This is a genomic window from Streptomyces sp. NPDC019396 (genome assembly GCF_040632375.1).
Lineage (GTDB): Bacteria > Actinomycetota > Actinomycetes > Streptomycetales > Streptomycetaceae > Streptomyces.
The window spans coordinates 20,364-42,719 of the sequence record NZ_JBEYBS010000012.1 but is presented as its reverse complement, the minus strand read 5'-3'; the positions used below and the strand labels follow the sequence as shown (position 1 = coordinate 42,719).

The 22,356-nt window shown below is 69.5% G+C and carries 21 protein-coding genes and 1 pseudogene; 13 read left to right on the top strand and 9 right to left on the bottom strand.

The annotated features are described in order from the left end of the window. Nucleotides 1–60: 60 nt before the first annotated feature. The 5 genes from ABZ532_RS15890 to ABZ532_RS15870 all read left to right on the top strand — a co-directional run bounded on the left by ABZ532_RS15890 (nucleotide 61) and on the right by ABZ532_RS15870 (nucleotide 2,696). Nucleotides 61–702, top strand: a complete 642-nt coding sequence (locus ABZ532_RS15890; RefSeq protein ID WP_361283008.1) for a hypothetical protein — start codon at nucleotides 61–63, stop codon at nucleotides 700–702. A 13-nt stretch (nucleotides 703–715) separates the two neighbouring features. Beyond that, nucleotides 716–913, top strand: a complete 198-nt coding sequence (locus ABZ532_RS15885; RefSeq protein ID WP_361283006.1) for a hypothetical protein — start codon at nucleotides 716–718, stop codon at nucleotides 911–913. A gap of 191 nt (nucleotides 914–1,104) precedes the next feature. Then, on the top strand, nucleotides 1,105–1,644 hold the full coding sequence (locus ABZ532_RS15880; RefSeq protein WP_361283302.1) for a BlaI/MecI/CopY family transcriptional regulator: 540 nt from the start codon (nucleotides 1,105–1,107) through the stop codon (nucleotides 1,642–1,644). Between the two features lie 9 nt (nucleotides 1,645–1,653). Then, on the top strand, nucleotides 1,654–2,193 hold the full coding sequence (locus ABZ532_RS15875; protein ID WP_361283004.1) for an amino-acid N-acetyltransferase: 540 nt from the start codon (nucleotides 1,654–1,656) through the stop codon (nucleotides 2,191–2,193). A gap of 167 nt (nucleotides 2,194–2,360) precedes the next feature. Continuing rightward, nucleotides 2,361–2,696: an Lsr2 family protein gene (locus ABZ532_RS15870; RefSeq protein WP_361283002.1), complete on the top strand. Its 336-nt coding sequence runs from the start codon at nucleotides 2,361–2,363 to the stop codon at nucleotides 2,694–2,696. Here ABZ532_RS15870 and ABZ532_RS15865 read toward each other — a convergent pair. Further along, nucleotides 2,675–3,286 carry an SCO3374 family protein gene (locus tag ABZ532_RS15865; RefSeq protein ID WP_361283000.1) on the bottom strand — a complete coding sequence of 204 codons (612 nt, stop codon included), beginning with the start codon at nucleotides 3,284–3,286 and terminating at the stop codon, nucleotides 2,675–2,677. The genes ABZ532_RS15870 and ABZ532_RS15865 overlap by 22 nt on opposite strands. Nucleotides 3,287–3,759: 473 nt before the next feature. On the opposite strand from ABZ532_RS15865, the gene ABZ532_RS15860 reads away from it, so the two are divergent. Further along, nucleotides 3,760–6,285 carry an ATP-dependent Clp protease ATP-binding subunit gene (locus ABZ532_RS15860; protein ID WP_361282998.1) on the top strand — a complete coding sequence of 842 codons (2,526 nt, stop codon included), beginning with the start codon at nucleotides 3,760–3,762 and terminating at the stop codon, nucleotides 6,283–6,285. Between the two features lie 86 nt (nucleotides 6,286–6,371). Here the strand turns inward: ABZ532_RS15860 and ABZ532_RS15855 are convergent, their stop codons facing one another. Continuing rightward, nucleotides 6,372–9,296, bottom strand: coding sequence for an NACHT domain-containing protein (locus ABZ532_RS15855; protein WP_361282997.1), 2,925 nt, complete (start codon nucleotides 9,294–9,296; stop codon nucleotides 6,372–6,374). A 478-nt stretch (nucleotides 9,297–9,774) separates the two neighbouring features. Between ABZ532_RS15855 and ABZ532_RS15850 the strand changes: the two genes are divergently transcribed. Then, nucleotides 9,775–10,383, top strand: a complete 609-nt coding sequence (locus ABZ532_RS15850) for a M23 family metallopeptidase (RefSeq protein WP_361282995.1) — start codon at nucleotides 9,775–9,777, stop codon at nucleotides 10,381–10,383. 75 nt (nucleotides 10,384–10,458) lie between these two features. Here the strand turns inward: ABZ532_RS15850 and ABZ532_RS15845 are convergent, their stop codons facing one another. Continuing rightward, nucleotides 10,459–11,031 carry a helix-turn-helix domain-containing protein gene (locus ABZ532_RS15845; RefSeq protein WP_361282993.1) on the bottom strand — a complete coding sequence of 191 codons (573 nt, stop codon included), beginning with the start codon at nucleotides 11,029–11,031 and terminating at the stop codon, nucleotides 10,459–10,461. A gap of 124 nt (nucleotides 11,032–11,155) precedes the next feature. On the opposite strand from ABZ532_RS15845, the gene ABZ532_RS15840 reads away from it, so the two are divergent. After that, nucleotides 11,156–12,835 carry an MDR family MFS transporter gene (locus ABZ532_RS15840; RefSeq protein ID WP_361282991.1) on the top strand — a complete coding sequence of 560 codons (1,680 nt, stop codon included), beginning with the start codon at nucleotides 11,156–11,158 and terminating at the stop codon, nucleotides 12,833–12,835. 127 nt (nucleotides 12,836–12,962) lie between these two features. On the opposite strand, the gene cseC is transcribed toward ABZ532_RS15840, so the two are convergent. From cseC to ABZ532_RS15815, 5 genes are all read right to left on the bottom strand, one after another. Next, nucleotides 12,963–14,291, bottom strand: a complete 1,329-nt coding sequence (cseC, locus tag ABZ532_RS15835; RefSeq protein ID WP_361282989.1) for a two-component system sensor histidine kinase CseC — start codon at nucleotides 14,289–14,291, stop codon at nucleotides 12,963–12,965. Nucleotides 14,292–14,393: 102 nt separating this feature from the next. Next, entirely contained in the window at nucleotides 14,394–15,098 is a 705-nt protein-coding gene (cseB, locus tag ABZ532_RS15830) for a two-component system response regulator CseB (protein ID WP_361282987.1), read from the bottom strand. Nucleotides 15,099–15,135: 37 nt separating this feature from the next. After that, nucleotides 15,136–15,780 (bottom strand): hypothetical protein, encoded by a 645-nt coding sequence (locus tag ABZ532_RS15825; RefSeq protein ID WP_361283300.1) that lies wholly within the window; start codon nucleotides 15,778–15,780, stop codon nucleotides 15,136–15,138. Between the two features lie 59 nt (nucleotides 15,781–15,839). Then, nucleotides 15,840–16,466, bottom strand: coding sequence for a SigE family RNA polymerase sigma factor (locus ABZ532_RS15820; protein WP_361282985.1), 627 nt, complete (start codon nucleotides 16,464–16,466; stop codon nucleotides 15,840–15,842). A gap of 270 nt (nucleotides 16,467–16,736) precedes the next feature. Beyond that, nucleotides 16,737–17,663 carry an A/G-specific adenine glycosylase gene (locus ABZ532_RS15815; RefSeq protein WP_361282983.1) on the bottom strand — a complete coding sequence of 309 codons (927 nt, stop codon included), beginning with the start codon at nucleotides 17,661–17,663 and terminating at the stop codon, nucleotides 16,737–16,739. Nucleotides 17,664–17,958: 295 nt separating this feature from the next. On the opposite strand from ABZ532_RS15815, the gene ABZ532_RS15810 reads away from it, so the two are divergent. Next, the gene (locus ABZ532_RS15810; RefSeq protein WP_361282981.1) at nucleotides 17,959–18,759 is read left to right on the top strand and encodes a hypothetical protein; all 801 of its coding nucleotides are present in this window, start codon (nucleotides 17,959–17,961) and stop codon (nucleotides 18,757–18,759) included. Further along, nucleotides 18,692–18,988 (top strand): annotated as a pseudogene (locus tag ABZ532_RS15805) (Tn3 family transposase); the annotation flags it as partial. The gene ABZ532_RS15810 and the pseudogene ABZ532_RS15805, both read left to right, overlap by 68 nt. 211 nt (nucleotides 18,989–19,199) lie before the next feature. Here the strand turns inward: ABZ532_RS15805 and ABZ532_RS15800 are convergent. After that, a complete protein-coding gene (locus ABZ532_RS15800) occupies nucleotides 19,200–19,592 on the bottom strand; it encodes a DUF302 domain-containing protein (protein WP_361283298.1) in 393 nt (130 codons plus the stop codon). Between the two features lie 179 nt (nucleotides 19,593–19,771). Here ABZ532_RS15800 and ABZ532_RS15795 point away from each other — a divergent pair, with 179 nt between their 5' ends. The 3 genes from ABZ532_RS15795 to ABZ532_RS15785 are packed head-to-tail and all read left to right on the top strand — an operon-like array spanning nucleotide 19,772 to nucleotide 22,278. Then, nucleotides 19,772–21,136: an MBL fold metallo-hydrolase gene (locus ABZ532_RS15795; RefSeq protein WP_361282980.1), complete on the top strand. Its 1,365-nt coding sequence runs from the start codon at nucleotides 19,772–19,774 to the stop codon at nucleotides 21,134–21,136. 36 nt (nucleotides 21,137–21,172) lie between these two features. After that, nucleotides 21,173–21,538 (top strand): rhodanese-like domain-containing protein, encoded by a 366-nt coding sequence (locus ABZ532_RS15790; RefSeq protein WP_361282978.1) that lies wholly within the window; start codon nucleotides 21,173–21,175, stop codon nucleotides 21,536–21,538. Next, on the top strand, nucleotides 21,535–22,278 hold the full coding sequence (locus tag ABZ532_RS15785; RefSeq protein WP_361282976.1) for a sulfite exporter TauE/SafE family protein: 744 nt from the start codon (nucleotides 21,535–21,537) through the stop codon (nucleotides 22,276–22,278). Before ABZ532_RS15790 ends, ABZ532_RS15785 begins: the two co-directional genes overlap by 4 nt. Nucleotides 22,279–22,356 lie beyond the last annotated feature (78 nt).

Below are 22,356 nucleotides of genomic sequence, written 5' to 3'. Positions count from 1 at the left end.
ACGCCGCGCCGTAGATGCGCGCTAAACGAATTTTGTCCGATTAGCGCGTATCGTCGGCCCATGCCCACGCCATACGGATCCCGCGGCGGCATGGCGTTCAGCGCAGACGAACTGCGTGTGCTCCGACGCGCCCTCGCCATCGCCCTCAATCCCGACCAGCCCCGCGAGAGCGACGCCCTCGTCCAGGACTGTCTGCGGCTCGCAGAGTCCGTGGACGAGGCCGTGCGCGAGGCGGACCGGCAGCGCGCGTTCCTCATCGCCGACCTGGTCCGTTACCGCGATGCCCTCCCCGGCTCGGCAGGGGGCTATCTGGAGCTGCTCCAGGAGGCCCTGGCCGCCGGGTACGACCCAGGACCCGACGACCTGGCGGCCCTGCGCACCCTCCCGCACCGCACGCCGGCCGTGCAGGCCCTGCTGGAGCGCTGCCGCAGGCTCGCCGAGGACTCGGTGCGAGCCCGGCTGGCCGCCCGCGTCGCTCCGGCCGCCGCTGGTGCCCACCGGGCCTCCCGCGCCCGGCTGCACGCGCTGCCGGGAGGACGGTCGCTGGCGCGGTCCGGCGACAAACAGGACCCGCGCCCGGTACCCCCCAAGCCGGCCCCGGACCCCACGCCGAGGCCTGAGCGCCCTATCCCGACGCCCGGCGAGGTCTTCCCGCCCCGCCGGAAGCCCGCGCCCCCGGCGAAGAAGCGGGCTGCCGGATAGCTACTCTGGGGGCATGGACTACGTATCCGCGCTCCTGCCCCCCGTCGTGATGGCCTGCTTCTTCATCGGCCTCGTCGTGACGATCGTCAAGAGCCAGGGCGGCCCGAACAAGGCCAAGGAGGACGCGGCCGTGGACGCGGCGCTGGCCCGTGCCGAGGGCGCCCGGCAGCACGGGTCGTCGGCCGTGGCGGAGCGCCCGACCGGGGCCTGAGCGGTGGCTGACCGAAGCCGATCGGTTTTTGGCGGTTTCGCCAAGGTGTGGTGGAACCCGATGGGGTTCTGATCGGGGCTTCATCCCGGCACACTCAGGGGACGTGCGGCCGTCTACGGCCGTACGTCCTTTTTCGTGCGCGAACTACGTCAATAGCCATTCTTTCCGACATCTCCGACTATGGTGGCGATGTGCCCCGCCAATTGGGAGAGCTCGAAGACGCCGTCATGACGCGCATCTGGCAATGGAACCGCCCGGTGACGGTCCGGGAAGTCCTGGAAGATCTCCAGCAGGAACGCTCCATCGCCTACACCACAGTCATGACGGTAATGGACAATCTCCATCAGAAGGGCTGGGTGCGCAGGGAAGTCGAAGGGCGCGCCTATCGATATACCGCCGTCTCCACGCGTGCCGCCTACTCGGCCGCACTGATGAACGAAGCCTGGTCGAAGAGCGACAGCCCTGCGGCGGCTCTTGTCGCGTTCTTCGGCATGATGTCGCCGGAGCAGCGCGAGGCGCTCCAGGACGCGATCCGCGTGGTTCAGCCGCGGATGGCGGAAGCCGCCCCCGAAGGCGGGGCGGCACGGCCGGCGGAACGCGAGGCGCAGCGGGGCCCGCGATCCCCCCGGGAAGAAGACCCGGGAGGCGGCGAAGGCCGGGAACAGGGCCGGGAACAGGGCCGGGAAGAGGATCGGGAGCCCGGGGGCGAAGCGGACGGCGCGGGGCGATAGCGTCCGCTCATGTCCCCAGCGCATCCGCTTCCCAATGCCGTAGCAAATGCCGTGACCGTCCGGCGGGCCAGGACCAGCGATGTGCCGGCCGTTCGCGGGCTCGTCGATCCGTACGTAAGCGAAGGCATCCTGCTCGACAAAGCAACGGTGACGCTTTACGAAGACATCCAGGAGTTCTGGGTGGCGGAACGGGATGCCGATGCCCGAGTGGTCGGTTGCGGTGCGCTCCACGTGATGTGGGAAGATCTCGCGGAAGTCCGCACCCTGGCCGTGGATCCCCAAGTCAAAGGCGGGGGTGTGGGTCATCAGGTGCTGGGCCAGCTACTGCACACGGCCCGCTGGCTCGGAGTGCGGCGGGTGTTTTGCCTTACCTTTGAAGTGGACTTCTTCGCGAAGCACGGCTTCGTGGAGATCGGGGAGACCCCGGTTGACGGAGATGTCTACAGCGAGCTGCTGCGCTCCTATGACGAGGGAGTCGCCGAGTTCCTCGGTCTCGAACGGGTGAAGCCGAACACCTTGGGCAACAGCCGCATGCTTCTGCACCTGTGATCGAACCCGTCCGGAACGTGAACGGAACGGCCGGGCGGAACGCCAGATGTCCGAATCGCGCACGTTTCCCGCGTTCTCGAGGTTCTGAACCTCTCCCAGGGGTTTGTGTTTTTCCGGGAAAAGCGGTTTCCTTTCCGCGTACTGCATTTTCGATGAAAGGAAATCCGGTGGCACAGAAGGTTCAGGTCCTTCTTGTCGACGACCTCGACGGTGGCGAGGCCGACGAGACCGTGACGTTCGCGTTGGACGGTAAGACCTACGAGATCGACCTCACCACCGCCAACGCCGACAAGCTCCGCGGTCTGCTCGAGCCGTACACCAAGAGCGGCCGGAAGACCGGTGGCCGGGCCGCGACCGGCCGCGGCAAGGGCCGTGTCGCCGTTTCGGGCAACAAGGACACCGCCGAGATCCGCAAGTGGGCCAAGGAGAACGGCTACAGCGTGAACGACCGTGGCCGCGTCCCGGCCGAGATCCGCGAGGCCTACGAGAAGGCCAACGGCTGATTTTCGCGCTGATTGCGGGAACTGCGGTGGGGGACCGCAGCGGCCGCGGTCGCACGCAGCAGCCGGGCCCGGTGGCACGCAGTCGCCGCCGTGTCCACGAGCCGCACGAGGTCGGGCACACCCACGGAGCCGTTACGGCGTCCGACGGGGGACATCGCCGGCAGCGAGGGCTCGACCTCGCGCCCGGGCTCCGGGGGCCGCAGCCAGCCCGCGGCCCCCTGAGGGGCGGCGATCCGCCCGTCGGCGCCGATGGCGGTCAGCTCCAGACCGATGCCGCCCCACTCCAGCCAGTCGAGCAGCCCGGGCAGCTCGTCCGCGCTGCCCACGGCCACCAGCAGCCGCATTCTGCGCCCCGCGAGGGCGACCGGACCCGTACGGGCGTACCGCCTGAGCAGGATCAGTCCGGCATCGGCGGGCAGCTCCAGCACGTCGAAGCGCAGCCCGGTCAGCAGCTGCACGGGCGGCCCGTGCGCAGTGGCCCAGCCCAGCTCGTTCTCGTACCAGCGCGCGATGCCGTCGGGGGACGGCAGCGGCGCACGGGGGGACGGCACAGCGGGGACGGTGGGCGCGGAGGGCGCGGTGACGGCCATGCCCGGGGAACTTCCCCGACCTCTCGTTGGTTACGCGTTGTGGGCTAATGATCGCTCACCGTATGGAATGCGGGACGGGAGAGGCCGGAAGGGGCCGGCTAATGGAGCGCGAAAAGGGCGCGAAGGGGGTGTCCGGGGGCGCAAGGATGTTCGCCCGTAGCTGAGGGAACCGGCGTGCGCGGCATGGACTGTCGGTGCATACGGGTAAGACATCCCTAGTGGGGACGGACGGACACGCAGGCTCGGCAGTCTCACGTTCGCCATCGGCGTACATACAGCGGGGCTAACGGCTTGGCCTGCGGGAACATCGTCTCGCACCATCGGGTTGGAGCAATTGTCGGCGTTCGGGGCAGGAGGCCAGCGACGGGTGTCGGCAGTTGGAATGAGCGGTCCCCGCTTGCGGGACTAAGCTGCGGAAGGACAGGGAGGGGATCGACCCCTAACTGACTGACCGCTCTGAGGAGCGATTAACGATGTTCGAGAGGTTCACCGACCGCGCGCGGCGGGTTGTCGTCCTGGCTCAGGAAGAAGCCCGGATGCTCAACCACAACTACATCGGCACCGAGCACATCCTCCTGGGCCTTATCCATGAGGGTGAGGGTGTCGCCGCTAAGGCCCTGGAGAGCCTCGGGATTTCGCTCGAGGCGGTCCGCCAGCAGGTGGAGGAGATCATCGGCCAGGGCCAGCAGGCCCCGTCCGGGCACATTCCCTTCACCCCTCGTGCCAAGAAGGTCCTGGAGCTGTCGCTCCGGGAGGCTCTTCAGCTGGGCCACAACTACATCGGCACCGAGCACATCCTGCTCGGCCTGATCCGCGAGGGCGAGGGCGTCGCCGCCCAGGTCCTCGTGAAGCTGGGCGCCGATCTCAACCGGGTGCGGCAGCAGGTCATCCAGCTGCTCTCCGGTTACCAGGGCAAGGAGGCCGCCACGGCCGGCGGCCCGGCAGAGGGCACGCCCTCGACCTCCCTGGTCCTCGACCAGTTCGGCCGGAATCTCACCCAGGCCGCCCGTGAGTCCAAGCTCGACCCGGTCATCGGGCGCGAGAAGGAGATCGAGCGGGTCATGCAGGTGCTGTCCCGCCGTACCAAGAACAACCCGGTGCTCATCGGCGAGCCCGGCGTCGGCAAGACGGCGGTCGTCGAAGGCCTGGCGCAGGCCATCGTCAAGGGCGAGGTGCCCGAGACCCTCAAGGACAAGCACCTCTACACCCTCGACCTGGGCGCGCTGGTCGCCGGCTCTCGCTACCGCGGTGACTTCGAGGAGCGCCTGAAGAAGGTTCTCAAGGAGATCCGCACCCGCGGCGACATCATCCTGTTCATCGACGAGCTCCACACCCTGGTGGGTGCGGGTGCCGCCGAGGGCGCGATCGACGCAGCCAGCATCCTGAAGCCGATGCTCGCCCGCGGTGAGCTCCAGACCATCGGTGCCACGACGCTCGACGAGTACCGCAAGCACCTGGAGAAGGACGCGGCCCTGGAGCGCCGCTTCCAGCCCATCCAGGTCGCGGAGCCGTCGCTGCCGCACACCATCGAGATCCTCAAGGGTCTGCGCGACCGCTACGAGGCGCACCACCGCGTCTCCATCACGGACGAGGCCCTGGTCCAGGCGGCCACCCTGGCCGACCGGTACATCTCGGACCGTTTCCTGCCCGACAAGGCGATCGACCTGATCGACGAGGCCGGATCCAGGATGCGCATCCGCCGGATGACCGCTCCGCCGGACCTCCGCGAGTTCGACGAGAAGATCGCCGGCGTCCGCCGGGACAAGGAGTCCGCGATCGACTCCCAGGACTTCGAGAAGGCGGCTTCCCTCCGTGACAAGGAGAAGCAGCTGCTGGCGGCGAAGGCCAAGCGGGAGAAGGAGTGGAAGGCCGGCGACATGGACGTCGTCGCCGAGGTCGACGGCGACCTGATCGCCGAGGTCCTCGCCACGGCCACCGGTATCCCGGTCTTCAAGCTCACCGAGGAGGAGTCCTCCCGGCTGCTCCGCATGGAGGACGAGCTCCACAAGCGCGTCATCGGCCAGAAGGACGCCATCAAGGCGCTCTCCCAGGCGATCCGCCGTACGCGAGCCGGTCTGAAGGACCCGAAGCGTCCCGGTGGCTCGTTCATCTTCGCCGGGCCGTCCGGTGTCGGTAAGACCGAGCTGTCCAAGACGCTCGCCGAATTCCTCTTCGGCGACGAGGACGCGCTGATCTCCCTCGACATGTCGGAGTTCAGCGAGAAGCACACGGTTTCCCGTCTCTTCGGTTCCCCGCCCGGATACGTGGGTTACGAAGAGGGCGGCCAGCTCACCGAGAAGGTGCGCCGCAAGCCGTTCTCCGTGGTCCTCTTCGACGAGGTCGAGAAGGCCCACCCCGATATCTTCAATTCCCTTCTCCAGATCCTGGAGGACGGTCGTCTGACCGACTCCCAGGGCCGGGTCGTGGACTTCAAGAACACGGTCATCATCATGACGACCAACCTCGGGACCCGGGACATCTCCAAGGGCTTCAACCTGGGCTTCGCCGCCCAGGGTGACGTCAAGACCGGCTACGAGCGGATGAAGGCGAAGGTCAACGAAGAGCTGAAGCAGCACTTCCGGCCCGAGTTCCTCAACCGCGTCGACGACACGGTCGTCTTCCACCAGCTCTCGGAGGAAGACATCATCCAGATCGTCGACCTGATGGTCGCCAAGGTGGACGAGCGGCTCAAGGACCGCGACATGGGTATCGAGCTCAGCCAGGAGGCCAAGCTCCTCCTGGCGAAGAAGGGCTACGACCCGGTCCTGGGTGCCCGGCCGCTGCGCCGCACGATCCAGCGCGAGATCGAGGACCTGCTCTCCGAGAAGATCCTCTTCGGCGAGCTGCGTCCCGGTCACATCGTGGTGGTCGACACCGAGGGCGAGGGTGAGGAGAAGAAGTTCACCTTCCGAGGCGAGGAGAAGTCGGCACTGCCCGACGTTCCCCCGATCGAGCAGGCGGCCGGCGGCTCCGGGCCGAACCTGTCCAAGGACGCGTAAGCGCACTGAGCGCGCGAGTAGCGTCAAAAGGGGGCTGCCCCGGACGAAGGTCCGGGGCAGCCCCCTTTTGCGAGCCCTGACCGCTTTTACGAGCCCTGACCGCGAACGCTCACCTGGGGCGGAAAGCCGTCCAGGCCCAGGAACGCGGAGCGGTGGGCGCCGCGGAGGTGCACCGATCTGAGGCATGCCATCTCATGCAGCGGGCTCAGATCGACGGCGTGGGCAGGCCGAAGACGATGGATCGTGAGGTGCTCGATCGCCGGGAAGAGAGAGGGAATCGCCTTCAGGGAAGGGCTGGTGCCGTGAACCTGGAGAACGAGAGCCTGGGTGGGCGGGCCGGCCTCGGCCAGCGCCAGCTGGGCGTCGTCCATCAGGAAATGTCTGAGCCGGACGCCGTCCGGAAGTGACAGATCCGTCAGGTTCGTGCAGCGGTTGAGCGTGAGGTGGTCGAGCCGCGGCACCCACCGCAGACAGCCGAGATCGCGCAACCCTGGATTGTCGGAGATCCATACCGCGGTCGGTGAGCACGCGCGGACCGTCTCGGCGATGAGTTCCGCAGGCAGCTCTCCCTTGAACTGGAGGTCGCGTGCTCCGCCCAGGGCGATGAGGGCGCGGGCGTGTTCCGCACGGCGAACCGTGTACTGGAGGCCGGTGGGGTCAAGGGCCGCGACGACTTCGTCGGCGTACCGTTCGGTGTCGTAGCGGTCCCAGGCCCAGACGAGCTGGGAGCGCAACGCCACAGACGGATGCGAGGCATATTGCGCGAGGAAGGGGATCGCGGCGTCCGACGCGACATGGGAAGCCGTGATCACGGCCATCTGGGCCGACTGGATGCCGGGGGCGTCCTCAGGGCCGGGCAGCAGGTCGAGCACCAGGGGGCCGGCAGTCGCCAGTGCGCGGGCCTCCTCGCGGGTGCGGGGCGGAATGACCTCCGCGGTGCGGCCGAGCAGTTCCTCGCGGATGGCGGGGGCGATCTCGGTCGCCTGCTCCATCGCCGCCGCGGCCACGACGAGGATCCTCAACTGCGTTGCGCGGTCCGGTGCGGCGTCCGCCTTCTTCATCAGCTCGGTGAATATCTCGGCGCATTCACGCGGCCTGGCATGGGCGACCGCCATGCGGATGACGTCTTCCCACTGGTCGTCGGCCGCGTGCTGGGCCAGCAGGCCGATATGCCAGTCGTCGATGACGGCCTTGGCCGCGAGGTAGTCCTGGAAGGTCCGGTGGGCGAAGTCCACGGAGTCCGTGGTGGGTTCGCGGAGCAGCCCGCTGCGGTGCAGCAAGTGGCGGAAGACCGCCTCGGGTTCACCGGCGCTCGCTGCTTCCGGTACGGCCGGAATCGCGCCGCGCACCAGTGCCTCGGCACGTGAACGGTCCATCACCGTACGGCCGTTGAGGGTGAGCCAGTAGGCGAGGCGCTGGATGAGCTGGATCTGTGCCGCCTCGGGGAGGTCGACCCCGGACGGTGTCCCCATGTCCCGTTCCCGGTCGCGGCGGTCGAGCAGCATCGACAGCGCGGCCTCGTACAAAGCTTTGCGGCCACGAGGCAGGAAGCCGCGCCGGTCTCGGTGCAGTGCGCACATGAGGCCGCACATCAGAGGGTTGGTGGCGAGCAGCGCGAGGTCACGCTTGGTGCGCAGGGCGTGGAGCAGCGGTTGCTCGTATGCCGCGGCATCCGGTCCTGCGGCCCGGTGCCAGCGCTGTACGAAGGAGGTCACGGCGGCGTGGCTCATGGGGGAGAGGGTGAGCTCGGTGAAGCCGTCGGGGGCGAGCCAGTCGTCGCGGACGGCGGAGGGGCGGGAGGTGACCAGCCAGCGGTTGCCGTCGTCGTAGACGGCGAGCAGTTCGCGCAGCCAGCGGCGGGTGCGGTCGCGCTCGGCTTCGGGGACCTCGTCGATGCCGTCGATCAGGACGAGCCCCCGCCCGGCGCTGAGCACCCGGTCCGCCCAGCCGTCCGGTGCGCTGAGCGCGCACCCGACGGCACTGAGGAAGTGCTCGGGGGCGGGGAGCCGCTCGCCGTGCCGGGTGAGGGTGCGCAGGGGGAGCACGAAGGGGATGCGGTCGCGCAGGCAGGACATACGGCCGTCCAGGTCGCGACCGGTGGTGGAGACGGCCAGCCATTGAACGAGCGTGGTCTTGCCGGAGCCCGCGACTCCGCGCAGCAGGACCTTGCCGTGCTGGGCGAGGGCTTCGTCGGCGGGCTCGGGGGCGGCGGGCTGTGCCGCGACGAACGGGGCGAGCCCTTCCTCCGCCAGATACCGGGAGAAGGGGCCCTTCCCCTGGCCGGTGCGGTGCTCGCCGCCCGTCGCTTCCAGGCTCAGATAGGCCACGTCCAGCGGCCAGACGTCCGGTGAGTAATGCAGATCGATGCCGTAGATGGTCAGGCTGCCGTGCTTCTTCGCGAGGTACGCGAGATAGCGCCGCTCGAAGGGGAGGTCCCGGCCGTCGGGCCGGGGAGTGCGCCGGATCAGCTCGTCCAGCGTGGCGAGCAGCTCCGCCTGCATCCGGCTCTGCTCGACCAGCGTGCGGGTGACGAAGGACGAGCGCTGGGTGAAGAACTGGAGGATGTGCAGGCAGGCCCACTCGGTGACCGAGTCGAGATAGAGGGTGGCATCGGCGGAGAGTCCTGCCGCTGCCCGGACCGCCGGGCCCTCGGTGCGCAGCCTCCGCGCCAGCTCGCGGTGGCCGAGGTGGACGGCCTGGACGTCGTCCATTTCCAGGTCGCCGAGTGCGAACAGGGTGCGGGTCAGAGCTTGTGTGACGGCCTCGGTCTCGTCCGCCGGGAACGGGGACTCGCCCGGGCTCTCCAGGGACCGGCTCACCAGGGTGCCGGCCAGCTTGCGTACGTCCTTCTCCGTGAGGGTGCGCTTCTCGCCGCGGAAGGAGAGGAGGCCGGAGAGCGGTACGGGGCGGTCCGCCAGGTCTGCGCCCCGGCCCTCCTGCACCAGGAGCTTCTTGAGCACGGGCGCCAACGCGGCTGAGGCCAGCCGGGCGCCGATCAGTGCGGGCTCCACAGTCCGTCCCCCTGAAGTCGCAACAAGGACATTTACCCCCCTTGGCGCGGGCCCTAAACGCGTGACCCAGGTCGCATTGGTGCCACGTCGGCCGTGACAAGGGGCACAGGCGATTCCGAGCCTACTAGGGGACTTAGTGGGGGTGTCCCGGCTTTCGGCGGGCCGTGAGGGCGAATCCGGCCGCTATTCCGAGCCGATCAAATCGGACGTATCGGAAATCTCAGGCGGAAGTCGGTCTTCTCGGGCCTATATCTAGGCCTAAACCAGGTGCGATATGAAGAAGTCTGTCGAAACCGGACATCTCGGAGGGTGAGGCCGGGTTGTGTCAAGGGCCCCGCTCACAAGGGGGTCTGGCTACGACGAGATGTCGTAGATGGGGGGTTTGAGGTGGATTGCCGATCCGGGTTACCAAGGTTCGGCACCCGGTGCTCCTGCGCCGGGTCGGTTCATGCCCGATCAGCCCGGAGGTTCTCCCCGCATGTCGAAGCGCAACATCAACCGTCTCCGCCCGTCCGTGCTCCGTACCCGTGGCGCCGTCGTGGCTGCCGGACTCAGCGCCGCGATGGTCATCGGAGCCGGCGCCGGTGTCGCCGCCGCCGACACGGGCAAGGTCGCCCCGGTCGCCGCCAAGGCCGTCCAGGCGAAGTCGAAGGCCGCGAAGAAGGCTCCCTCCTGGGTCAAGCCGGTGAACGGCTACACCCTGAGCGCCAGCTTCAACCAGGGCGGTGCCATGTGGTCCCACAAGCACTCCGGCCAGGACTTCGCCGTGCCGACCGGCACCCCGGTCAAGGCCGCGAACTCCGGTGTCGTCGTGAAGGCCGGCCCGGGTGGTGGCGGCGACGGCTCCGCGTACGGCAACGCCATCGTGATCAAGCACGGCAACGGCAAGTACTCGCAGTACGCCCACCTGTCGAAGGTCAACGTTTCCATAGGTCAGACCGTGAAGACCGGCCAGCGGATCGCGCTCTCGGGCAACACCGGCAACTCGTCCGGCCCGCACCTGCACTTCGAGATCCGTACGACCCCGAACTACGGTTCCGCGCTGAACCCCGCCAGCTTCCTGCGCTCCATGGGCGTCGCCATCTGACGCGCACCGGATGCATGAGCGCTCCGGCGCTCACGGCTCAGCGCTCACGGCTCCGTGTGCTGCGCGGAACGGCGCTCAGGACCGGGGCCCGTGATGGGCCTGGGTCATCAGATCGATGGCGACCTCGAGGACGGCTTCCCGCTTCTCCTCGGGGTCGCCTTCGATACTTTGCGTGAAGAACATCCCGGCGTGCATGGTGAACAGCGCGCTCACGCAGCGCACGCGGTCCGCGATGCCGAGGTCGGGACCCTGGAGCAGCTGGGCCATGGTCATCATGCGCTCCTTGAACGTCTCGCCGATGCTCAGCTCGCGCACAGTGGCCTGGTTCTCCTGCATGAAGCGGAAGAGCGGCGCGGCGCCGGTGAGCGCCACCTGGTAGCGGCGCAGGATCTCCTTCTTGATCTCCAGGGTGCGCGGCTGCGGCTGGTCCTCCGCCCAGGCGATCAGCTCGTCGAGCGGGCGGGTCAGGTCCTGGAAGAGGCTGATGACGATGTCTTCCTTGGTCTTGAAGTGGTAGTACAGCGCCGCCTTCGTGACCTCGAGCTTCTCCGCTATCTCACGCAGCGAGGTCTTCTCGTAGCCCTGCTCGGCGAAGAGTCCCAGGGCGACGTCCTGAATGCGCTGCCGGGTGTTGCCTCTGGTGGTCATGGACTCTCCTGGGGGCGCTCAGGCGTACACGTATTTACTTACTTGACGCCCGGCTAGTGACGGGTCTACCGTCCCTCAGTGTAGTGAACTAGCCGGGCGGCAAGTAAGTGCCCAGGGGGAGTGGATGACGGTGGCAGGACAGAAACCTGAGAAGGCGGCGGCACAGGTCTCGCAACAGGCGGCCGGGACATCACCGGCACCGGATGGACCGCGACCCCGAAGCGTGCGCGTCGTCCTGCTCGCCCTGATGATCGCGATGCTGCTCGCGATGCTGGACAACATGATCATCGGTACGGCGATGCCCACGATCGTCGGCGAGCTCGGCGGGCTCGAGCACCTGTCCTGGGTCGTCACCGCCTACACCCTCGCCACCGCCGCCTCCACCCCTATCTGGGGCAAGCTCGGTGACATGTACGGCCGCAAGGGGATCTTCCTCACCTCGATCGTGATCTTCCTGATCGGCTCGGCGCTCAGCGGCATGGCCCAGGACATGGGTCAGCTCATCGGCTTCCGCGCCGTACAGGGCCTGGGAGCCGGTGGTCTGATGGTCGGCGTCATGGCGATCATCGGCGACCTGATACCGCCACGGGAGCGCGGCAAGTACCAGGGCATGATGGCCGGGGTCATGGCCCTCGCCATGATCGGGGGCCCGCTGGTCGGCGGCAGCATCACCGACCACTGGGGCTGGCGCTGGAGCTTCTACATCAACCTGCCGCTCGGTGCCGTCGCGCTCACCATGCTCACCGCCGTGCTGCACCTGCCCAAGCGGGAGCCCGGCGCGCGGCGGGACCCCATCGACTACCTCGGCGCCGCCCTGCTGACCGTCGGCATCACCTCGACCGTGCTGGTCACGACCTGGGGCGGTACGGAGTACGCCTGGGACAGCGCCGTCATCATGGAGCTCATCGCCATCGGCGTCGCCTCGCTCGTCGGCTTCGTGTTCGTCGAGACCAAGGCCACGGCACCGATTATTCCGCTGCACATCTTCCGCAGCAGGAACTTCACGCTCATGTCGGTGATCGGCTTCCTCACCGGCTTCGTGATGTTCGGCGCCGTGCTGTTCCTGCCGCTCTACCAGCAGTCCGTGCAGGGTGCCTCGGCGACCAACTCCGGGCTGCTCCTGCTGCCGATGCTGCTGTCGATGATGGTCGTCTCGCTGTTCGCGGGCCGGGTCACCACGAACAGCGGCAAGTACAAGATCTTCCCGATCATCGGCGGCGCGCTGATGGTGGTCGGACTCTTCCTGCTGGCGCAGATGGACACCGGTACCACCCGTCTCACCTCCGGGCTCTACATGGCCGTACTCGGCGCGGGCATGGGCTTCCTGATGCAGATCACGATGCTGGTCGCGCAGAACAGCGTCGAGATGAAGGACATGGGCGTCGCGTCCTCGTCCACGACCCTGTTCCGTACCCTCGGCTCCTCCTTCGGCGTCGCGATCATGGGCGCGCTGTTCACCTCGCGGGTGCAGGACGAGATGGCCACCCACGGCGGGGCCGCGGTCACCCAGCAGTCCGCGCAGCTCGATGCGGCGAGCCTGGCGAAGCTGCCCGAGCAGGTGCGCGAGGCGTACCAGTTCGCGGTGTCGGCGGGCACGCACAACGCGTTCCTGCTCGGCTCGGCGGTCGCCGTGATCGGCTTCCTCGCGGCGTTCTTCGTCAAGGAGGTGCCGCTGAAGGGCGCCGGCCCGGCGAAACCCGAGGCGGCTGAGGCTGCTGACGCGGCGGAGCCGGCCGGGGCTGCGGAGCCGGCCGGGCCGCGCGACGGAGAGCCGGCGGGGCTGGCCACCGCGAAGACCAGCTGAGTCGAAAGCGGTCCCAGGTGGTGGTGGTCTGAGGCCTCAGACGGTCTGAGCAGGCGACCGTCTGAGGTGAAGTCCGACTGATGACACCGCACGCAGGGGGCTGACTGCCCGGGTTCACCCCGGCCGGTCAGTCCCCTGCGAGCTGCGGCAGCGCGAAACTGCCGCTGTTGGTCGGGGCGTGCTCCGGGAGCCAGAGCACCGCGATCGCCCCACTCGTCCCGTCCCCAGGGCCGGTCACATCGTGGTTGGCGTTACGGAAGGTCAGCCGAGCCCCGAGCACGCGCGCCTGGCCCGCCGCGATCGTCAGACCAAGACCGTGGCCCTGCCCCGCCCGGTCGCTCGCGCCGGTACGGAACCGGCTCGGACCGTCGTTCAGCAGCGCCTCCGGGAAACCGGGACCGTGGTCCCGTACCCGTACCACCCGGCCCTCCACGGTGATCTCGACCGGAGTGCCCCCGTGTTTCGCCGCGTTGGCGAGCAGATTGCCCAGGATCCGCTCAAGCCGCCGAGGGTCGGTGTTGACCCACGACTCATGGACGACGCGTATCACCACGGCCGGGTCCAGCACGCTGATCCGGCGGCTGACGAACTCGCCCAGCGCGATCTCCTGCAACTCGGCACGCTCGGACGCGCCGTCCAGCCGCGCCACCTCCAGGACGTCCTCGACCAGGGTGCGCATGGCCTGGGCCCTGTCCCGCACCAGTTCGCTGGGCCGGCCGGGCGGCAGCAGTTCAGCGGCCGTGAGCAGCCCGGTCACCGGGGTGCGCAGCTCATGGGCGATATCGGCGGTGACCCGGCGCTCCGCCTCTATACGGGAGTTCAGGGCGTCGGTCAGGGCGTCGACGGCACGCGCCAGCTCGTCCGTCTCATCCCGTACGACCCCGCCCACGGCCTCGCCGACCCGCACTTCCGTGTTCCCCTGGGCGACTTTGCCCGCAGCGGCGGCGGCCTTGCGCAGCCGTCGCGAGAGCTGCCCGCCGATGAGCACCCCGAGGGCCGATCCCGCGAAGACCACCGAGACCGAACCGATGATCAGGGCGCGGTCGAGGTCCTTCATGATCGCGGCGCTGCGCGTGGGGAACCGGCTGTGCAGCGACAGCACATCACCGTTGCCGAGCGGCACGGCCGCCCAGATCTCGGGCGGGCCGCCGTGGTGCGCCTGCACGAAGGTGGCTTCGTGGTCGGTTTCGAGCAGGTGCCTCAGCTCACGGGGCAGCGCCGGGTCGTTGAGCTTGGCCCCGCCGAACTTGGGCACCGTCTTCGGCTTGCTGGTCTCGTAGACCCGCTGGGCCAGCGTCAGCCGGTCCATGTACAGATCGCGGGCGTTGTCGAGCATCGAGACCCGCGCCGAGTTGTGCACGACCAGGCTCAGCGCGAACGCGATCAGCGCACCGACGCCGGCGATCGCGAAGCTGATCTTCCACCGGACGCCGGTGCGCAGGGCGAGGCGCGTCATGCGGGGTCCTGTTCTGGTGTGGTGTGCGGTGCGTGTGGGTCGTCAACAGCCGAGACGCACGCGCGGGTGCCGGGGGTTGCCCCCGGAGGAATCGGCATGGGCTCAGGCCTTGAGCTTGTAGCCGAAGCCACGGACGGTCTCGATCCGATCCTGGCCGATCTTGGTGCGAAGCCGCTGCACATGGACGTCCACGACGCGGGTGTCCCCGCCCCAGCCGTAGTCCCAGACCCGCTCCAGCAGTTTGTCCCGCGACAGCACCGTGCCAGGCGCGGAGGAGAACTCCAGCAGCAGACGCATCTCCGTCGGGGTCAGTGCGACGGGCTCGCCCGCGCGGCGCACCTCCATACCTTCGGTGTCGATCTCCAGGTCCCCGAAGGTCAGCACGGCGTCCTCGCCCGCCTGCCCCGGCTCGCCCGGGTCCCCGGGCGAGCCGCCCGCGTGGCCGAAGCGGCGCAGCACCGCCCGGATCCGGGCGACCAGCACCGCGCCGTCGAACGGCTTGGTCACATAGTCGTCGGCGCCCGCCTCGAGCCCCAGCACGACGTCGATCGAGTCCGCACGGGCGGACAGCATGATCACGGGCACGGTCGACTCGTCCCGGATACGGCGGCACAGGCTCACCCCGTCGAGCCCGGGCAGCATCACATCGAGCAACGCGATGTCGGGCCGGTCGGCGCGAAACGCCTCCAGCCCGCTGAGCCCGTCCGGCATGGCGGTCACCATGAAGCCGTCGCGCTCCAGCGCGAGCTGGGTGGCCTCACGGATGACGTCGTCGTCCTCCACGAACAGGACATGTGTCTCGGCCATCGGGCTTGTACTCCGCTGCTCTCTCGGTTCTCGGTTCTCAGCTGTTCTGCGGCGCGCTCGGGACCGGCTCGTCCCCAGCGCCGTCGCCGCCGATACCCCTGCTGTACTCGTTCTCCACCCGGTCGTGCTCGGCGAACCCGTTCCCCGACCAGCGATACGTGATCACTATCTGGCCCGAGGGATACGACACCGTGTCCCCCTTCGCGTACACCTGCTTGGTGACGACCAGGTCGCCCCGGTCGATGGTCGCGTAGACGGCGGGCTCCTCGGCGGCGAAGACGTTCGCGTAGTCGTCGCCGTCCTTGCGGTACACATAGGTGCCGAGGCCCACGGCCGAATCCCCGCACATCAGCACGTTGACCACCACATCCGGCACGGAACCGCCGGTGACGCTGCCGTACGAGGTGTCGATCGGGTAGGCGTCCCCCGAGCAGCGCTTCAGGTCGGCCTTGACCCGCTGGCTGACCTTGGGGTCCTCCAGGACCAGCTTGAACGCGTCGACCTTCTTCGCCGGTGTCGAGCTGACCGAGGGCTCCGGGGTCGACCGCTGCTGCGCCACCGGGTCGTTGCGGGCCGGGCCCTCGTCGCGGGCGCCCGTACCGCCGGTCGAGCAACCGGCCAGAAGCAGCCCGAAGGCGGCGAGTGCGGCCGTTGCCGTACCACTCGCCGCCCACCGGACGATGCGTTTTCTGGCGCTGTCCCCATCTGCGTCCGCGTCTGGGTCTGCTACGGAGTCCTCGGCTAGGCCGCGCACCGCTCCCGCCCCCGTTCCTCACGACGTGCGTACGTACGATCCCCACGCTGCGCGGGCACCCGCGGTGCCCTGGCCTCCGCCAGCCCGGCCACCGCCCTGCGGCTCTCGAGACCCCGGCCCTCCCGCTCACGCGACTCCAGCTCCTGGCGGAGCCGGGCGAGCGCGCGGTGCAGCGTGCTCTTCACGGTACCGGTCGACATACCGAGCGCGGCGGCGGTCTCCTCGGTGCTCATCTGCTCCCAGTGCCGCAGCACGACGACGCTGCGCTGCTTCGGCGCGAGTACCTTCAGGACGTCCATCAGCAGCGCCCGGTCGGCGTGCTGCTCCGTGGTGTCCTCCACGCTCGCGTCGGGGAGCTGCTCGGTCGGCACCTCTTCCAGCTTGCGGGCGCGCCACCACTCGGTGCGGGTGTTGATCATGACGCGGCGGAGGTAGGCGTCGGCGAGGGACTTGTCCGCGATCCCCTCCCAGCGGCCGTACGTCCGCACCAGCGCGGTCTGGAGGAGGTCCTGGGCGTCAACCGGATCCGGGACCAGCCGCCGCGCACTGCGCAGCAGCGCGTCCTGCCGGGTGCGTACGTACTCCTCGAACTCGAGCACCTCGCCATGCGCCATTTCCAACCGCCTCCGTCCCCGTAAGCAAGCCCCGTGACAACCGCGTGGGTTCGCGTGTGTTGTCGTGCGTTCTCGTGTCCGACATCTGCTGACGTCTGTCTGCTGACATCTGTCTGTCGACGTCCGTCTGTCGGCGCCGGGTGGTCGTTCCCGACGTCACAAGAAGCTACGGAGTTGTTGTCACGGGGCTGTGCGAGGAAGCCGTCGGAGTCCGCACGGCCACCCATCGGTTGTGTAACAGAGGCACTGGTCGGGGATTACCGGAGAATCTCAGGTGGTAGGCAGTCGGAACCGGTCATTCTCCAGCGGTTCGACCAAACCGTCAGCAACCAGCCCGTCCAGGGCGCGGGCCCGCTGCACCGGATCGTCCCAGACCCGGTCCAGGACCGCCCGTGGCACCGGGGCGACCCCCTCGCGCAGCACCGCCAGCAGCTTGCCGCGCACCTGGCGGTCCGTGCCCGCGTACGTCTGCCCGCGCCGCGGCGGACCGTCGTGCGCCGGTTTCCCGGCCAGCCGCCAGGCGCACAGCCCGGCGACCGGGCACCGACCGCAGTCCTCGTTGCGGGCCGTGCACACGAGCGCGCCCAGCTCCATCGAGGCCGCGGCCCAGCGCGCCGCCGTCGCCTCGTCGTCCGGCAACAGGGCACGCGCAAGACGGCGTTCGGCGGCCGTCGTCGCGTTCGGCGGGTACTGGATACCGGTGGCGGCGCGGGCGAGCACCCTGCGGACATTGGTGTCGAGCACCGGGTGCCGCTGCCCGTACGCGAACGACGCCACGGCCGCCGCGGTGTACTCGCCGATGCCGGGCAGCGCGAGCAGCTGCGCGTGTTCCCGGGGTACGTCCCCGCCGTGCCGCTCCGTTATCGCGACCGCGGCGCCGTGCAGCCGCAGCGCACGGCGTGGATAACCGAGCCTGCCCCAGGCCCGTACGGCTTCGCCGGGCGCCTCGGCGGCCAGGTCCGCAGGGCGTGGCCAGCGGGCCATCCACTGCTCGTACACCGGGAGCACCCGGCTGACCGGGGTCTGTTGCAGCATGAACTCGCTGACCATCACGCCCCAGGCGCCCGCATCGGGGCGGCGCCAGGGAAGGTCGCGGGCGTGCTGGTCGAACCAGGCGAGGACGGGGGAGTGCAGCGCTGTCGCGCCCCCGGTCGTCGCGTGCGGGGTCTTGGGGGAGGGCATGTCTGTCGCAGTCATGGCACTTCCGATCCTGACACGGTCAGCGCCGAGTCCGGCGCATGCGCTCCGCGCGTGGCCGAGCGGCTGTCGAAAGGTGATCGAGCGGTGGCGGTCGTCCGGTGGTCGTCAGGTGGTCGGGGAATGGTCGGGGAGTGGTCGAGGAGGCGTACATGTCACCGGACTCACGTATGTAGGCGAAGAGGGACGTTGCGACGGCTGATCCCTACGACCCGTGATGATGATCGACAGAATCGCGCCCCATGGGCGGCGGATGGGGCGGGAGTTGCCCCCGATCTCTCGTACAGTTCGGTACGTGGGATCACTGCGCAATCCGATCGGGCCGCTTCCCTCCTCCATCTACTGGCGTCGGAGGGCGGTCGCGCTGTCCCTCCTGGCGCTGCTCACCATGCTGGTCGCCTGGGCCGTCAGCTTCGGTGACGGCGGGACCAGGACCGGCGACGACGGCAAGCCGGGCGCGGGTCCCGCGCCCTCCATCACGCCTGGCGACGAGCCGTCGGGTCCCGCGATCAGCGAACGCCCCGGTGGCCGTGACGAGTCCGACGGCGCTTCGGGCGGCAGCGCCGGAAGCGACGGAGACGGAAGCGACGGCGGCACGGAGGGCGGCGACGCCAGTGGCAAGAACGGTGACGGTGACCCGAGCACCAGTGCCGGCGCCACCGCCGGCCAGCAGGTCCCCGCAGGCTCCAAGCTGCCGAACTGCGCTTCCGGTGCACTCAAGTTGACACTGCGCAGTGCCAAGGTGTCGTACGCCCCCGGGGAGAAGCCGCGGTTCGAGCTCATCGCGACGAACACCTCGGCCGTCACCTGCAAGGCGGACTTCGGCCCCAAGGCCGCGGTACTGACGATCACCGATGACGCGGACGACGCCGTCTGGTCCACGAAGGACTGCCCGCAGGGCAGCGGCAGCATGCTGCTGAGCGTCCCGGCGAACTCGACCGTGACCCATCTCGTCGACTGGGACCGCCGTCGCAGCGCCCCGGCCCGCTGCGCCACCCCGCCCGCGGGCCAGGCGCCGACCGGCACGTATCTGGTGGAGGCCAGCTTCCCGGGGACGACGGTCGCCCGGGCGTCCTTCCGCCTGGAAAAGGACTGAAGGACCGTCCCGCACTCCCCAGCGGGCACGACGCCGGCTACGGCACTCCAGGCTTCGCCGGGCGGTACCCACACCGAACCTCGCACCGGTGCTGTCCACCAAGACGATCAACTGGGACCCGGTCCGCCAGCAGTACGACCAGAACGTGAAGTACACCACAGCCCTGCGCCTGGGCACCGCCGAGGCAGGGCAGGTCCTGCGCCGCTTCACCCGCGGCGGTCCCAGGCACGACGCGGACCGGCGGGCCTTGTCACGCCTTTCCGGACGCACGTGAACCCCTACGGCCGGTCCGAGCTGGACATGAACAGCCGCCTGCAGCTGGACCTGACCGCCACGGTCGTGCCCGGTCCACGCAGTCCGCAGGGCCAGGCGGCACCGGCCGGGACATGAGACTGCGGCACCGCGTGCCGAGGTCGGCCAGGTGCCGAACCGGGGAGAGGTCAGGTGGTGGCCAGGGCGCTGAGCGCGGCGTCCAGTCGGGTGGTGGCGTCGTCGGCGACGGGCTTGAGGGCGTCCAGCCCGGTGAGGGTGACCATGGTGCCCGGGTCGAGGGCCTGGACGAGCGTGTGGTCGCCGTCGCGGCGGACGACGACGTTGCAGGGCAGGAGCAGGCCGATGGAGCGGTCGGCCTCCAGGGCCTGGTGGGCGAGCGGCGGGTTGCAGGCGCCCAGGATCAGGTAGTCCTCCATGTCGTGGCCGAGCTTGGCCTTCAGTGTGGCCTGGACGTCGATCTCGGTGAGGATGCCGAACCCCTGATCGGCCAGGGCCTTGCGTACGGCGGTGACGGCGGTGTCGAAGTCGGCGTCGAGGCGGACGGTGCGGTCGTAGGACACGGACACTCCCGGATAGTGCGGAACGACTGATTCCTCTATACCCCGCCGGGTACCCGAAAGGCGTCAGGCGATGCCTTGAACGGGGGGCCTTCCGTCTCCGGAATACCCCCCCGGGTATGACTGTTAGGGTGAGTGCCAGATACCCCCCGGGGTACACCGTTCGAGAGGAGTCGTGAGTCGTGTTCTTCGTTGACACCCTGGAGTTCGAGGGCCTGGGCAACCGCAGCTACGTGGCTGGCGGAACCAGTGCCGCAGTGGTCATCGACCCGCCGCGCGACATCGACCAGGTCATCGCCGCAGCGGCCCGCCGCGGGGTGCGCATCGTTTTCGTGGCCGAGACCCATGTGCACAACGACTACGTCACCGGCGGCCTGGAGCTGGCCCGCGTCACCGGCGCCTCCTATCTGGTGCCGGCCGGGGCACATGTGTCCTTCGCCCGCACCCCGGTCGCCGACGGCGACACCGTAGACGTGGACGCGGGTCTGGCCCTGCGTGCGATCGCCACGCCCGGGCACACCCCGCACCACACCTCCTACGTCCTGGAGCAGGACGGGCGCGGCGTGGCGGCGTTCACCGGCGGATCGCTGCTGATCGGCACGGTGGGCCGCCCCGACCTGGTGGAGCCTCGGCTGACCGAGCAACTGGCCCGGGCCCAGCACGCCTCCGCCCACCGCCTGGCCGCCGAGCTGGACGACGAGGTGCCGGTGCTGCCCACCCACGGGTTCGGCAGCTTCTGCTCCTCCGCCCAGGCCGAGGGGGACACGACCACGATCGGCAAGGAACGCACCAGCAACGACGCGCTCACCCTGGACGTGGACACCTTCGTTCAGCGGATGCTCGCAGGGCTGGAGGACGTGCCCGCCTACTACGCGCACATGGGCCCGGCCAACGCCGCCGGCCCCGCCCCCGTCGACCTCACCCCGCCGAGGCGTGCGGACGCAGGCGAGATCTCCTCCCGGCTGGCCGCGGGTGAATGGGTGGTGGACCTGCGCAGCCGCATGGCCTTCGCCGAGGGACACGTGGCCGGGTCGTTCAACTTCGAGGGCGAGGGCAAGCTCGCCACCTACCTGGCCTGGCTGATCCCGTGGGGCAAGCCCGTCACCCTGCTCGCCGACACCCCCGCGCAGATCGCCGACGCGCAGCGGGAGCTGGCGCGGGTGGGCATCGACCGCCCGGCCGCCGCCGCCACCGGCGACCCGGCCGGCTGGATCCGCTCCGGCGAGCAGCTCGGTTCCTTCCCGCGCGCCCGCTTCGCCGACCTCGCCGATGTCCGTCAGCGCGGCGACGAGTTGGTCGTCCTGGACGTGCGCCGGAACTCCGAGCGCGCGGGCGGCTACATCGACGGCTCGGTCCACATCCCGATCCACGAGCTGCACGGCCGTATCGGCGAGGTGCCGGACGGGACGGTGTGGGTGCACTGCGCCGGCGGGATGCGCGCGGCGATCGCCGCCTCCCTGCTGGATGCCGCCGGCCGCGACGTGGTCGCCGTCGATGACGGCTTCGACGCTGCGGTGGATGCCGGGTTGTCCCTGGCCTCCGGCTGATTCCGACCGTTCTCCCCGCAAGGAAGGAAGCGTGTGATGTTCCTCTTTCGCCGCAACGGGCCCCGTTTCACGGTCGATGAGGCACGCAGCCGTACCAGCGGCGACCGGCCTGTCGCTGTCCTGCTGGACGTCCGTGAGAAGCCCGAATGGACCGTGGGCCACGCCCCGGGCGCCGTCCACGTACCGCTGACGAAACTGGTCGCAGGCGCCACCCTGCCCGCCGAAGCGCAGGGCCGTCCGCTGGTGGTGATCTGCCGCAGCGGTCATCGCTCCCGGCAGGCGGCGAAGCTCCTCACCGAACGCGGAGCGCAGGCGGTGGACGTCGAGGGCGGCATGAACGCGTGGGCCGCCGCCGGGCACCCGGTCGTCGACGAGCGCGGGAACAGCGGCCGGATAGCGTGACCGTACTCGTTCTCGCCCTCATCGCCGGGGCCGTCATCGGTCTCGCCCTCGGAGCCCTCGGCGGCGGTGGCAGCGTCCTTGCCGTGCCGGCACTGATCTACCTGCTCGGCTTCACCCCGGCCGCCGCCACCACCGCCAGCCTGATCATCGTTACCGCCACCTCCGCCACCGCGCTGTACGCCCACACCCGCGACGGGAACGTGGCAGGGAAGACAGGGGCGCTGTTCGCCGCGGCGGGCATCGTCCCCGCCTTCCTCGCCGGCGCTGCCGCCGGGCGCCTGCCCGAAGCCGTGCTGACGGCGGCGTTCGCGGTCATCGCCGCACTGGCGGCCCTGCGCATGCTGCGTCCGTCCATGTCCGAGCCGCCGGACCGGATCCGTCCAGGCAAGGCGGCCGGCGCCGGTGCCGGACTCGGCGCCGTGACGGGCTTTCTGGGGGTCGGCGGGGGATTCCTCGCCGTGCCCGCCCTGGTGAGCGTCCTGGGACTGGCCATGCGCCGGGCGGTGGGCACCAGCCTGCTCGTCATCACAGTGAACTCACTCGCCGCGCTCGCCGCTCGCACCGGCACCAGCAGCGGTCTCCACTGGGAGATCATCGGCCCCTTCACCGGAGCCGCGATCCTCGGCGCCTGGGACGGCAAACGCCTCGCGACGAAGATCTCCGGCACCACCCTTCAGAAGATCTTCGCCGCCGTCCTGCTGGCGGTGGCGGCCTTCATGCTCGTTGACGTGATCGTCTGAACATGAGGACCCGCAACGGCTCGCACCAGGGACCGGGAGAGCTTCTCCAGCCCACCGCGCGTCCCAGGACCGCCTTCA